The following is a 12,267-nucleotide window of genomic DNA, read 5'->3' as shown; positions in this document are numbered from 1 at the left end:
GCCGGGCCTGGTCAGGGGGGCGGTGAGCTGGCAGGATCGCGCGCATGTTCCACGCTCTGTCCCGATTCGGCCGACGACGCACCCTTCAGACGGGCGCCGTGCTCGCGGTCGTGCTCGGGCTGCTCGCGTGGTGGCTCCTCCCCCTGGGCGAGCGGACGCCGAGCGGGACGCTGACCTTCTCCACGGGGGTGCCGAGCGGTGTCTACCAGCGGTACGGGGAACGGCTGGAAGGCGCCCTTGCCAAGGACATGCCCGAGGTGTCGATAAAGCTCCTCACCAGCGAGGGGTCCCAGCAGAACCTCGCGCGGGTGGCGACGGGCAAGGCCGACTTCACCATCGCCACCGCCGACGCCGTGGCCACCTACGTACGCGACGGCAGGCCCGGCGCCCACCTGCTCCGGGGCTGTGTGCGGCTTTACGACGACTACGTCCAGCTGGTCGTCCCGCGCGACTCCGACATCGCGAGCGTGGCCGATCTGCGGGGCAAGCGGGTCGGCGTCGGCCAGGAGGGCTCCGGTGTCCGGCTGGTCGCGAACCGGCTTCTGAACGCGGCGGACATCCATCCGACGCAGGACCTGACCGCTGTGTCGGCGGGGATCAACACCATGCCGAACCGGCTGGTCACCGGGGACCTCGACGCCTTCTTCTGGTCCGGCGGGCTGCCGACCGGGGCGGTGCAGGAGCTCTCGGAGCGGTTCGCGATCAAGCTGGTCCCGCTGGACGGGGACCTGATCAAGGAGTTGCAGTCGATGGGCGGCTCCGCCCGCTACTACCGGTCGGCCACGATGCCCGCCGACGCGTACCGCTTCGCCCAGCGCGGTGTATCGGTCCCCACGGTCGCCGTAGCCAATCTGCTCATCACTACGGACCGTACGGATCCGGCCATGACCGAGGCGTTCACCCGTACCGTGATCAACAGCCGGGACCGGATCGGCCGCGAGGTGCACGCCGCGCAGCTGGTGGACCTGCGGACGGCGATCTACACGGACCCGCTGGAAGTGCACGAGGGCGCCAAGCGCTACTACCGCTCGGTCAAGCCCTGAGCCGGGTCCTCCGGCAGGTGCTGGAGGACTTCAGGGCGCGTGCGGCAGTTCGCGCGGCACCGAGACGGTGACCCGCAGACCGTGCGGCTCGTGGCGCTCGTACGTGATGGAGCTCCCGCCCGCCGCGAGCAGCACGCGGGAGATGGACAGGCCGAGCCCCGACCCGCTCACGTTCTGGTGGCGGGCGCTGCGCCAGAAGCGGTCACCGACGCGCTCCAGCTCCTGATCGGTGAGGCCGGGCCCCCGGTCGGCGACCACGACGGTTGTCGCGGTGGCTCCCGGGGTGACCGTGACCCGTACGTCCTCACCGGCCGGGGTGAACTTCAGGGCGTTGTCGATGACGGCGTCCAGCGCGCTGGAGAGGGCCACCGGGTCGGCCCAGGCGGTGGCGGCCGGGGCCCCGTCCTGGATGAGGCGCACGCCCTTCCCGTCCGCCATCGGGCGCCAGGAGGCGACGCGCTCGGCGGTGAGCGGGACGATGTCGGTCAGCTGGAGGTCGGCCTCGGCGTGTTCGGCCAGGGCCAGGTCGAGCAGGTCGTCCAGGACCCGGGCCAGCCGCTTGCCCTCGGTGCGTACGGCGGCGATCTCCTCGTTGCCCTCGGGCAGTTCCAGGGCGAGGAGCTCGATGCGCAGCAGGAGCGCGGCGAGCGGGTTGCGCAGCTGGTGCGAGGCGTCGGCGACGAAGGCGCGCTGCTGTTCCAGGACGTCCTCGACGTTGTCGGCCATCTCGTTGAAGGACCGGGCCAGCCGCCGCAGCTCCGGGGGGCCTCCGGCGGCCGCGACCCGTGAGCGCATCCGGCCGACGGCGATGTCGTGGGTGGCCGCGTCCAGGACCCGTACCGGCAGCAGGACCCAGCCGGTGAGCCGGACGGCGGCGCCGACCGCGACCAGCATGGCCAGGGCCTCGCCGACCGCGATCAGCAGCCAGGTCCGCAGGATCCGGGAGCGCATCTCGTCGGTGGGCGAGTCGATGACGACCACGGCCACGACGTCCCCGTCGCGCACGACGGGCGAGGCGACGACGACGCGGCCGTCCTGCCAGGGCCAGACCTGCGGGGGGTCGTGCGAACGGCGGCCGAGCAGCGCCTCGTTGAAGGCCGTGCGCCCCTCCCCCTCGGCGGGCAGCATCCAGGTGCCCGGGGCCTTCGCCAGGGCCAGGTCGTCGCGGTAGAAGACGCCGGCCCGGATGCCGTACACCGAGGCGTAGACCTCCAGGTCCGTGGCGAGCGTCAGACGGCGCTCGTCATGGACCGGGACGGTGTCGGTGATGGGCTGGGCGAGGGCCGCGAAGCGGGCGGTGTCGTCGATCCGGTCGATGACCAGGCTCTGCTGCTCGGCGGCGGCCACGCTCACCGCGAGCGGGAAGCCGAGGGTGAGCAGGACGGCCGCCATGAGGGTGATGAGCAGCGGAAGGAGACGGGTGCGCACCGGGGACGTACCGGCCCGTTACGCGGACGGCGCGACGAGCCGGTAGCCGACGCCCCGCACGGTCTCGATGAGGGCGGGCAGCCGCAGCTTGGAGCGCAGGGATGCCACGTGCACCTCCAGGGTGCGTCCGGTCCCCTCCCAGCTGGTGCGCCAGACCTCGCTGATGATCTGCTCGCGGCGGAAGACCACGCCGGGCCGCTGTGCGAGGAGGGCCAGGAGGTCGAACTCCTTGCGGGTGAGCTGGACTTCGGCGCCGTCGACGCTGACGCGGCGGGTGGGCAGCTCGATCGCGACGGGCCCCAGGCGCAGGGCGGCGACCGGCGTCGGGGCGGTGTCCTCGCCGCTGGTGGTGCGCCGGGCGACCGCGTGGATACGGGCGAGCAGCTCGCCGGTGTCGTAGGGCTTGGTGACGTAGTCGTCGGCGCCGAGGTTGAGCCCGTGGATGCGGGAGCGGACGTCGGCCCGGGCGGTCACCATGATCACCGGGGTGGCGGTGCGCTTGCGGATCTTGCCGCACACCTCGTAGCCGTCCTGGTCGGGCAGGCCGAGGTCGAGGAGGATGACCCCGAAGGGCTCCTTCTCCGCGGGCAGCAGCGCGCGCAGCGCCTCTTCGCCGTTGCGGGCGTGCACGACCTGGAACCCGTGCCGGGCGAGCACGGCGGACAGGGCCGCCGCGACATGGTCGTCGTCCTCGACGAGCAGCAGTCTCATGGCCCTCCTCTCCGTCTCCCTGGATCTTCGGGTCGTCTCCCTCGATCTTCGGGCTCTGGCCGAAACATTCCGTTCAGCGGCGCTTCACGTTCTTTTGCCGCACAGGGCATCCACTCCGATGACAGGTATGTCAGTCAAGGGGTTGCCGGTTACAGCAGGGTTTCCGTTATGCACCCGGTACGCCCCGGCGCTGCGCGTGGCGTCCCCTTCACACGGAGTGTCCGGTTGCCGCCGGATCGTTATGCTCAATTTCCGCTCAGATGTAATGACGCTGGTCGCACCGCGTCATTAGTGTCCTTGGCACCCGAGGAGGACGGAGCAAGAAGCCGATGAGCGGAGTTTCAGTGACCAAGGCCGCCGAGAATGCCGCGCCTGCGGGCGACGACCTTGTCGTACTGAGCGACGTCAACAAGCACTTCGGCGCGCTGCATGTGCTCCAGGACATCGACCTGACCATCGCCCGTGGCGAGGTCGTGGTCGTCATCGGGCCCTCCGGGTCCGGGAAGTCCACGCTGTGCCGCACGATCAACCGCTTGGAGACGATCGATTCGGGTGCGATCTCGATCGACGGCAAGCCCCTGCCCCAGGAGGGCAAGGAGCTGGCGCGGCTGCGCGCCGACGTGGGCATGGTCTTCCAGTCGTTCAATCTCTTCGCACACAAGACGGTGCTGGAGAACGTCATGCTGGGCCAGACCAAGGTCCGCAAGACCGACAAGAAGGCCGCCGAGGAGAAGGCCCGGACCCTTCTCGACCGGGTCGGCGTCGGCGTGCAGGCCGACAAGTACCCGGCACAGCTCTCCGGTGGCCAGCAGCAACGCGTCGCGATCGCACGGGCGTTGGCGATGGACCCGAAGGTCATGCTCTTCGACGAGCCCACGTCGGCTCTCGACCCGGAGATGATCAACGAGGTCCTCGAAGTCATGCAGCAGCTGGCCCGGGACGGGATGACGATGATCGTCGTCACCCACGAGATGGGCTTCGCCCGCTCGGCCGCCAACCGCGTGGTGTTCATGGCCGACGGAAAGATCGTCGAAGAGGCCACGCCCGAGCAGTTCTTCAGCAACCCGCGCAGCGACCGGGCCAAGGACTTCCTGTCGAAGATCCTTCACCACTGACGTCCGACGACTGACGACTGACGACAACGACCTACGGCATAAGGAAAACTCATATGAAGCTCCGCAAGTCGGCCGCCGTCGCGGCCATCGCCGTCCTGGCCCTGACCGCGACCGCGTGTGGTGGCAAGGAGGGTTCCGCCGGTGACAAACCGGGCGGCACCAAGCCCGGTTCCTCCGAGGCTCCCGCGCTGCCCACGTACGAGGTCGCCAAGGACGTCGCCCTGGACTCGCCGGTCTTCAAGAAGGCGAAGCAGCGCGGCAAGCTGATCATCGGTGCCAAGGCCGACCAGCCCTACCTCGGCTTCGAGGACCAGTCGACCAAGGAGCGCTCCGGCTTCGACATCGAGATCGCCAAGATGATCGCGGCGGACCTCGGCTTCACCGACAAGCAGATCGAGTGGAAGACCGTCGACTCCGGTATCCGTGAGACGGCGATCTCCAAGGGCCAGGTCGACTACTTCGTCGGCACCTACACGATCAACGACGAGCGCAAGAAGCAGGTCGGCTTCGCCGGTCCGTACTACAAGGCGGGCGCCGACCTCCTGGTCCGCAAGGACGACGACTCCATCACCGGCAAGGAGTCGGTGAAGGGCAAGAAGGTCTGCTCGATCGTCGGTTCCACCCCGCTCCAGGAGATCAAGAAGCCGGAGTACGGCGCGAACGTCGTCGAGCTGGCCAAGTACTCCGACTGCGTGCAGCAGGTGCTGACCAAGCAGGTCGATGCCCTCACCACGGACGACTCGATCCTCAAGGGTTACGCGGCCGCCAACCCCGGCAAGCTCAAGGTCGTCGGCAAGCCGTTCACCGACGAGCCCTACGGTGTCGGCCTGAACAAGGACGACAAGGTCCTGCGCGACGCGATCAACGACTCGCTGGACAAGCACGTCAAGGACGGCACGTACAAGAAGATCTACGAGGCCACGCTGGGCCTGTCCGGCTCGGCCTACACCGAGCCGCCGGCTCTCGAGCGCTACTGACACCGTCCGCCGTCCCACGGCTGACGCCCCGTCACTGACGTACCGCGTGTGACTCAGGAGGCGTCCCGTACGCCGCCGCTGCCCCTCAGGGGGCACGGGGCGGACGTACGGGGCGCCCCTTCCCCTGCCCTGATGCCGCTGACCGCCGACGCGGAGACCTCATGAACGTACTGCTCGACAATTTCCCAGAGTTCCGCGACGGCTTCATAGGAACCGTGTCGATCACCGCCGTCAGCTCGGTTATCGCCCTGGTCCTCGGTGTCATCATCGCCGGGTTCCGGGTCTCGCCGGTGCCACCGCTGCGGTTCTTCGGCACCGCCTGGGTGACGCTGATGCGCAACACCCCGCTGACGCTGCTCTTCCTGATCTTCTTCTTCGTCGTCCCGGAGATCCTCTTCCCGGGGATGAGCCCCTTCGTGCTCGGCTCGCTGGCGCTCGGCTTCTACACCTCCTCGTTCGTCTGCGAGGCGGTCCGCTCCGGCATCAACACCGTGCCGCTGGGACAGGCCGAGGCCGCGCGCTCGATCGGCATGACGTTCTCCCAGACCCTGAGCATCGTGGTGCTCCCGCAGGCGACGCGTACCGTCATCCCGCCGCTGAGCAGCATCTTCATCGCTCTCACCAAGAACTCCGCGATCGCCGGAGCCTTCAGCGTCGCCGAGCTCTTCGGCTGGCAGAAGCTGATGAGCGACAAGGGTTACGACATCGTCCCCGTCTTCATCTGGGTGGCCCTCGGCTACCTGGTGGTCACGTTTACCATCAGCGGCCTCTTCCGGCTGCTGGAGCGTCGCATGGAGGTCGCCCGATGAGCGCCAGCGTTCTCTACGACGCCCCGGGCCCCAAGGCTCTCGTCCGCAACCGGATCTACGCCGTCGCCGGCACCCTCGCCATCGCGGCCCTGATCGCCGTCAGCCTGATGCGCCTTGCCGACAAAGGCCACCTGGCCCCGGCGATGTGGGACATCTTCAACTACGCGGGCATCCGGCAGAACATCGCCGACGCCCTCGTCGCCACCCTCAAGGCCTTCGGCCTGGCCGCGGTCGGCTCGCTCGTCCTCGGCGTACTGCTCGCGGTGGGACGCCTCTCCGACCACAAACCGGTCCGCTGGGCGGCGACCACGTTCATCGAGTTGTTCCGCTCGCTCCCGCTGCTGATCACGATCTACGCCATCTGGGTCGGCTTCCTCACGGACTACTCGATGTGGGCGCTGGCAGCCGGTCTGTCCGTCTACAACGGCTGCGTCCAGGCCGAGGTGCTGCGCGCCGGCGTCAACGCCGTCCCGCGCGGCCAGAGCGAGGCCGCGTACGCGCTCGGCATGCGCAAGACGCAGGTCATGGTCACCGTGCTGATGCCGCAGGCCGTCCGGTCGATGCTGCCGACGATCATCAGCCAGCTCGTGGTGACCCTCAAGGACACCTCGCTCGGCTTCATCATCCTGTACCCGGAACTGCTCCAGACCGCGCGGCTGATCGCCTCCAACACGCAGGTGAACGGCCAGTACCCGTACGTCTCGACGATCGCCGTCATCGGCACGATCTATATCGTGCTGTGTCTGCTGCTCTCATCGCTGGCCACCTGGATCGAGAAGCGCGGCCGCCGCGCCAAGACCGGCATCGCGGTGGCGCCGGCCGTCCAGGCCCCAGGAACCATCGACGCGACGGCCGGCACGTTCGGCCCGGATGCGGGGGGCGCAGGGGGCGCGGGCACCGGGTTCGACGGTGCCGGTGGGGCCGGAGTGACGAAGGACTGAGTCCCACCGGTCCTTCCCGGCGGAAGCATTCGAGGCAGCGGCGCACGCGTCGCTGCCTCGGTCACTTGACGCAAGCACCCCCAGTGGGTTGCATACGTTCTGTGATCACGCACCCGGCTCCCACTGCCACGTTCCGCATGACCGTACGGGCCGGAGGACGCGCGCCGTGGACCCGGTGATCGTCGTCGGCGCCGGACCCGTCGGTCTGACGCTGTCGCTGGCCCTCGCCGCCCAGGGCGTCCCGAGCGTGCTCCTGGACGAGGGGCCGGGCACCGAGGAGGTCCGTCTCGCCCGCACGGTCGTGCTGCGTGAGGACACCGCCGACCTGGTGGAACGTCTCGGCGCCGCCCACCTGGAGAAAGACGGGCTGCGGTGGAGCGGGTGGCGTTCGATGCGCCGGAAGCAGCTGGTCCGCGACGTGCCGCTGGGCGCGGGGCCGGATGGCTCCCCTGACACCGGAGACTCCGGAGACGTCCGTGCCTTCGGTGACGCCGGTGCCACCGGTGCCGCCGACGACCGGGGCGGGCCGTCCCTGCCTGCCCCTCTGCACATTCCGCAGCACGCGCTGGCCTCCGCCCTGCGCGCGGCGGTCGCGGCGGCGCCGCTGGTGGAGCTGGTACCGCTGAGCCGCATCGACACCCTGGAGCAGGACCGGGACGGCGTCACCGTGCACACCAAGGGGCCCGGCACGACCTGGTGGCGCGGCAGCTACCTGGTCGGCTGCGACGGCGCCCGCTCGACCGTGCGCAAGCTCCTGGACATCAGGTTTCCCGGCCGTACGGCGGTGGAACGGCACGCCGTCGCCGCACTCCGGGCCGAACTGCCCTGGCCGGGCGAGGCCGTGCTGCACCGGCAGCCGCCGTGGCGCGGCGGGGGTGCCGAGGTCAGCGCGCGGCCGCTGCCGGACGGGGTCTGGCGGCTGGACTGGCTGCTCCCGCCGCGCGGCGAGCTGGTCACCCCGGAGGCCCTCATCGCCCGCATCCGGGACACCCTGGCCGGCTGGTGCGGCAAGACCCCGCCGTACGAGCTGCTCGACACCGGCGTCCACACGCTCCACCACCGCCTCGCCCGGCGCTGGCGGGTGCGGCGGGCCTTCCTGGCGGGCGACGCGGCGCATCTGCTGGGGGCGCTCGGCACCCAGGGCCTGGACGAGGGGATCCGGGACGCCGAGAACCTGGCCTGGAAGCTCGCCCACGCCTGGCACCACCGCGGCGGCGACCTGCTGCTCGACAGCTACCAGGCCGAGCGCCGGGCCGCGGTCGCCGCCCGGCTGCGCGCCGCCGACCAGTCCCTGCCGATACTGCGGGGCGGCGGCGGACTGCGGACCCTCGTACCGGGCACGGTCCGCGGCCACGACACCCTGCTCGCCGACGGGCACCTGGGCCGTGGAGCCCTCGGTGCGCCCCCGTCGTACTCGCACTCCCCCCTTGCACCACCGCACGCGGAGGCGCACACCACCGTGGGTACGCCCCCCGGTGCGCCGGTCGCCGATGTACGGGTGACGGCACCGGACGGGACGGCCGTACGGCTCCGGGAGCGGCTCGGGCAGGGGCATCCGCTGGTGATCCTGGTGGCGCCCGGGACCGGCGTGTGGGACCGGCGGCACTGGCTGACCGCCGGCATCATGCCGCGCCTCGTGGAGGCCGTGGAGGCGCTGCCGTCCCCGGCGGAACTGCTGGTCACGGAGAGCTATCCGGGGGCGTCGGCCCACACCGTTCTGCTGGTTCGGCCGGACGGCCACCTGGTGGCCGCCTTCGCCGGCGTCCGGCCCGCGGAGCTGCTGGCGGCGGCGCGGGCGGCGCTGGGCGGGACGCCGGGGGCCGGAGGCGGGGACGGGGAGAGCGACGAGAACGGCAAGAGTGGCAAGAGCGGCGATGACGAGCGGGGGGCGGCGCGCGCGCCGGGGCCTCGCGAGCGGGTTCACGCCGACCGGTCCGCCAGGATCAATTGACCGTCACGGGCGCACATGGTGTACTCCAGATCATGACCGACACCGATGTGCGCCTGTGGCGGAGGGTCCATATGGACCTCCTCCGTTACGCGGGCTGCGTGTGTCGCCCGTCCTGCTGAATCGCCTTCCTCTGCCGGTCCGTGCCGCTTTCCGCACGGCCGGGACCTCGCGCGAACTTCCAGGACGGTCCCTGTGTCTTCCCCCTTGCCTGCCGTGCCCACGGCTGCCTCCGTACCCTCCCCCGCCGCTCCGGCGACCGCCGCCGCTCCGGTGACTGCCGCTCCCGCTGTCTCCGCGCGGGTCGGCTCGGCCCGTGCCGTCTCCGCCGGTCCGACGGTCGCCGAGCTGCTCGACTTCGTGCGCAGCGCCGCCGAGGACGAGGCGCTCATCGCCTCCCTCCCGCTCGACCCGGAGGGCCGCACCTGGGTCCGGCTCGACGGGCCCGGTGGCAGCGAGGCCTGGCTGATCGGCTGGCCGCCGGGGACCGGGACGGGCTGGCACGACCACGCCGACTCGGTCGGCGCCTTCACCACCGCGTCCGGCACCCTCAAGGAGCACTCGCTGGCCGTACGGCTGCCCACCGACGGCTGGAAGACCCTGGAGCTGAACGAGGGGGTGGACCGGTCACGGGAGCTGGCGGCCGGTCAGGGGCGGGCCTTCGGCCAGAACCACGTGCACGAGGTCCTCAACGAGTCCGACAGCGTGCACGCCGTCTCCGTCCACGCGTACTACCCGCCGCTGCCGCGGATCCGCCGGTTCAGCCGCACCGGCGCGGTGCTCCGGCTGGAGCAGACCGAGAGCCCGGAGGACTGGCAGTGAGCGGGGACGGAGCCGAGCGCGTGGGCGGGACTGAGCGCGTGGCCGCTTCGGAGCGGGTGGGCATAGACGAGTTGCTGGAGCGGGTCCGGGCCGGTTACGACCGGGTCGGCCCGCAGGAGGCGGCCGCGGCGGCGACGGACGGGGCGCTGCTGGTGGACATCCGGTACGCGGCCCTCCGGGACCGGGACGGGCTCATCCCGGGCGCGCTGGTCGTGGAGCGCAACGAGCTGGAGTGGCGGCTCGATCCGCAGGGCAGCCACCGCGCCGCCGAGGCGGTGAGCCACGACCTCCCGGTGGTCGTCATCTGCAACGAGGGGTACGCGTCGAGCCTCGCGGTGGCGTCGCTGCGGCAACTCGGGCTGCACCGGACCACCGACCTGATCGGCGGCTTCCAGGCGTGGCGCGCGGCGGGCCTCCCCGTCACTCCGGGCGCCGCCGACGACTGATGCCGAGCCGGTGAGCCGGTGAGGGAGGGGGCGGCCACGGGCGTGACGTGGCCGCCCCGTCCCTCACTCGTGTCTGATCTTCGGGCGGGACACACCCGAACGCCACACTCCGGTGGAGCCATCACCGTGTGCGACCGACATTCGCTTCACACAGAGGCGAAATGTACGGAGATGACGCACTTATGGCGATCCCTGTTCTCACCCCCGACCAGCTGGACGCCCAGGCGTCCCAGCTGCACGACACACAGGCATGGCAGAGCATCGTCTCGGGGTGGGAGCTCACCGCCCCCGAACCCGGGCCGCCGGCACCTGCATCTGCACCCGCACCCGCACCGGGCCGACAGCCCACCGACTGGCGGAGCCTGCTCTCCGTCCCCGTGGACCGGCTCATCGACGACGCATTGCGGACGCTGCCGGCGGCGCCTCCGCCCGAGCGCCCGCTCCCCGGCCGGCTGGGGGCGGCCCTGCCCGATCGTGTCCACGCCTGGCGACGGGTGGGCCAGGGGGATCTGCGGCCGTCCGTCCACCTCGGCTACGCACGGCAGATCCTCGCCGAGTGGGGCTGGCAGAACACCCCGTACCGGCTGCGCAACGCCCGTGGAGCCCGCTGTGTCTGTGGTGCGCTGCTCACCGCACACCGGCTCGGATACGGCTCCCCCACCACCGTGAACCGGGCCGGCGCCTGGCTGATCACCGAGCTCCGCTCCCAGGGATGGCCCGGGCTGATCGGCCCGTGGAACCGCGCGCCGGGCCGCACCGCCGCGGACGCGCTGGCCCTCGTCGACGCGGCCGCCCGCCGAGCGGCCGCAGCCGGACACTGACCGCCTGACGGATCCTGCCCCCATCTCCGTGTACCTCGTCCCCCGTCCCCGGTCGCCTCGGAACGGCCACTCCTCTCAGGAAGTCCGCTCAAGGAGTCAGTCCTCCGAGGAAGCCCTCTCAGAAAGGCTCGTCCAGCCCCTCCGTGTCCTCGCCCTCCTCCTCCAGCGCCTGGCGCACCACCCGCAGGGCCATGCCCTCCCCGTATCCCTTGCGGGCGAGCATGCCCGCAAGGCGGCGCAGCCGCTTGTCGCGGTCCAGGCCGCGGGTGGAGCGGAGCTTGCGGGCCACCAGCTCCCGGGCCGTCTCCTCCTCCTGGTCCGCGTCGAGCCGGCCGACCGCCTCGTCGATCACGGAGGAGTCGACGCCCTTCGTGCGCAGCTCGCGGACGAGGGCACGGCGGGCGAGCCCCCGGCCGTGGTGCCGGGACTCCACCCACGCCCCGGCGAAGGCCGCGTCGTCGATCAGCCCGACGTCCTCGAAGCGCGCGAGGACTTCCTCGGCGGCCTCGTCCGGGATCTCCCGCTTGCGCAGGGCGTCCGCGAGCTGCTTGCGGGTCCTCGGCGTCCCGGTGAGCAGGCGCAGACAGATGTTGCGCGCCTGCTCGACCGGATCGCGCGGCTCCCCCTTGTCCCGCTGATCACGCGGCTCCCCCCGCTCGGCCCTCGACGAGGAAGGGGAGCCGCTGCTCCTGGTGCCGGAGCGGGCACGCCGGCCCGCCCCTTCGCCGAACCCGGCGCCCGTGTCCGCTCCCCCGCGTGAGCGGCGCCCGGACCGCGCCCCGCGGCCGGTCCCCGGCTCGTAGGCGGACCCGTCCGTGGGTCCGCCGGCGAATTCGGGGCCGTCTCCGGGCTCGGCGGGGCCTCCCGGCCACTCCGTACGACGTGTCACGGCCTAGCTCTTGGCCGCCGCGGTCTTGGCCGGCTTCGCCTTGGTGGCCGCGGCAGCGGTCACCGGCTTCGCCGCACCGTCGGCCGCCGCTCCCGCGGTCGCCGCTCCTTCCGCACCCGGCTCGGCGGACTCGGCCTCCGGCCGGACACCGACACCCAGCTTCTCCAGGATCTTCTTCTCGATCTCGTCGGCGAGGTCGGGGTTGTCCTTGAGGAAGTTGCGGGCGTTCTCCTTGCCCTGGCCGAGCTGGTCGCCCTCGTACGTGTACCAGGCGCCGGCCTTGCGGACGAAGCCGTGCTCCACGCCCATGTCGATCA

General features: G+C 71.4%; 13 protein-coding genes and 1 pseudogene. 10 read left to right on the top strand and 4 right to left on the bottom strand.

Annotation, left to right across the window (positions count from 1 at the left end):
* Positions 1-44 precede the first annotated feature (44 nt).
* Positions 45-1,043 (top strand): TAXI family TRAP transporter solute-binding subunit, encoded by a 999-nt coding sequence (locus IF17_RS0127520; protein ID WP_030571279.1) that lies wholly within the window; start codon positions 45-47, stop codon positions 1,041-1,043.
* Between the two features lie 30 nt (positions 1,044-1,073).
* Here IF17_RS0127520 and IF17_RS0127515 read toward each other — a convergent pair whose 3' ends face one another.
* Together IF17_RS0127515 and IF17_RS0127510 are read right to left on the bottom strand one after the other, a co-directional pair.
* The gene (locus IF17_RS0127515) at positions 1,074-2,471 is read right to left on the bottom strand and encodes a sensor histidine kinase (protein ID WP_030571276.1); all 1,398 of its coding nucleotides are present in this window, start codon (positions 2,469-2,471) and stop codon (positions 1,074-1,076) included.
* Between the two features lie 18 nt (positions 2,472-2,489).
* Positions 2,490-3,182 (bottom strand): response regulator transcription factor, encoded by a 693-nt coding sequence (locus tag IF17_RS0127510; protein WP_003965809.1) that lies wholly within the window; start codon positions 3,180-3,182, stop codon positions 2,490-2,492.
* Between the two features lie 329 nt (positions 3,183-3,511).
* On the opposite strand from IF17_RS0127510, the gene IF17_RS0127505 reads away from it, so the two are divergent.
* From IF17_RS0127505 to IF17_RS0127470, 9 genes are all read left to right on the top strand, one after another.
* Positions 3,512-4,297 carry an amino acid ABC transporter ATP-binding protein gene (locus tag IF17_RS0127505; RefSeq protein ID WP_030571273.1) on the top strand — a complete coding sequence of 262 codons (786 nt, stop codon included), beginning with the start codon at positions 3,512-3,514 and terminating at the stop codon, positions 4,295-4,297.
* A 53-nt stretch (positions 4,298-4,350) separates the two neighbouring features.
* Positions 4,351-5,274: a glutamate ABC transporter substrate-binding protein gene (locus IF17_RS0127500; protein WP_030571270.1), complete on the top strand. Its 924-nt coding sequence runs from the start codon at positions 4,351-4,353 to the stop codon at positions 5,272-5,274.
* 161 nt (positions 5,275-5,435) lie between these two features.
* Positions 5,436-6,083: an amino acid ABC transporter permease gene (locus IF17_RS0127495; RefSeq protein ID WP_018516333.1), complete on the top strand. Its 648-nt coding sequence runs from the start codon at positions 5,436-5,438 to the stop codon at positions 6,081-6,083.
* Positions 6,080-7,024, top strand: coding sequence for an amino acid ABC transporter permease (locus IF17_RS0127490; RefSeq protein WP_030571267.1), 945 nt, complete (start codon positions 6,080-6,082; stop codon positions 7,022-7,024). Before IF17_RS0127495 ends, IF17_RS0127490 begins: the two co-directional genes overlap by 4 nt.
* A gap of 166 nt (positions 7,025-7,190) precedes the next feature.
* Positions 7,191-8,975, top strand: a complete 1,785-nt coding sequence (locus tag IF17_RS0127485) for an FAD-dependent monooxygenase (RefSeq protein ID WP_030571264.1) — start codon at positions 7,191-7,193, stop codon at positions 8,973-8,975.
* Positions 8,976-9,007: 32 nt separating this feature from the next.
* Positions 9,008-9,094 carry a putative leader peptide gene (locus IF17_RS1000000140430; protein ID WP_311307652.1) on the top strand — a complete coding sequence of 29 codons (87 nt, stop codon included), beginning with the start codon at positions 9,008-9,010 and terminating at the stop codon, positions 9,092-9,094.
* Positions 9,095-9,188: 94 nt separating this feature from the next.
* The gene (locus IF17_RS0127480; protein ID WP_373036966.1) at positions 9,189-9,794 is read left to right on the top strand and encodes a cupin domain-containing protein; all 606 of its coding nucleotides are present in this window, start codon (positions 9,189-9,191) and stop codon (positions 9,792-9,794) included.
* Positions 9,791-10,240, top strand: coding sequence for a rhodanese-like domain-containing protein (locus IF17_RS0127475; protein WP_030571258.1), 450 nt, complete (start codon positions 9,791-9,793; stop codon positions 10,238-10,240). The genes IF17_RS0127480 and IF17_RS0127475 overlap by 4 nt, the downstream gene beginning before the upstream one ends.
* Before the next feature lie 182 nt (positions 10,241-10,422).
* Positions 10,423-11,061, top strand: coding sequence for a DUF6197 family protein (locus IF17_RS0127470; protein WP_030571252.1), 639 nt, complete (start codon positions 10,423-10,425; stop codon positions 11,059-11,061).
* A 118-nt stretch (positions 11,062-11,179) separates the two neighbouring features.
* Here IF17_RS0127470 and recX read toward each other — a convergent pair whose 3' ends face one another.
* Positions 11,180-11,950, bottom strand: coding sequence for a recombination regulator RecX (gene recX / locus IF17_RS0127465; RefSeq protein WP_030571249.1), 771 nt, complete (start codon positions 11,948-11,950; stop codon positions 11,180-11,182).
* Between the two features lie 3 nt (positions 11,951-11,953).
* Positions 11,954-12,267 (bottom strand): annotated as a pseudogene (locus IF17_RS0127460) (recombinase RecA); the annotation flags it as partial.

This window comes from Streptomyces cyaneofuscatus (assembly GCF_000718135.1).
GTDB classification, from domain to species: domain Bacteria; phylum Actinomycetota; class Actinomycetes; order Streptomycetales; family Streptomycetaceae; genus Streptomyces; species Streptomyces cyaneofuscatus.
The sequence above is the reverse complement of the archived record's forward strand: the minus strand, read 5'-3'. Positions and strand labels throughout refer to the sequence as shown.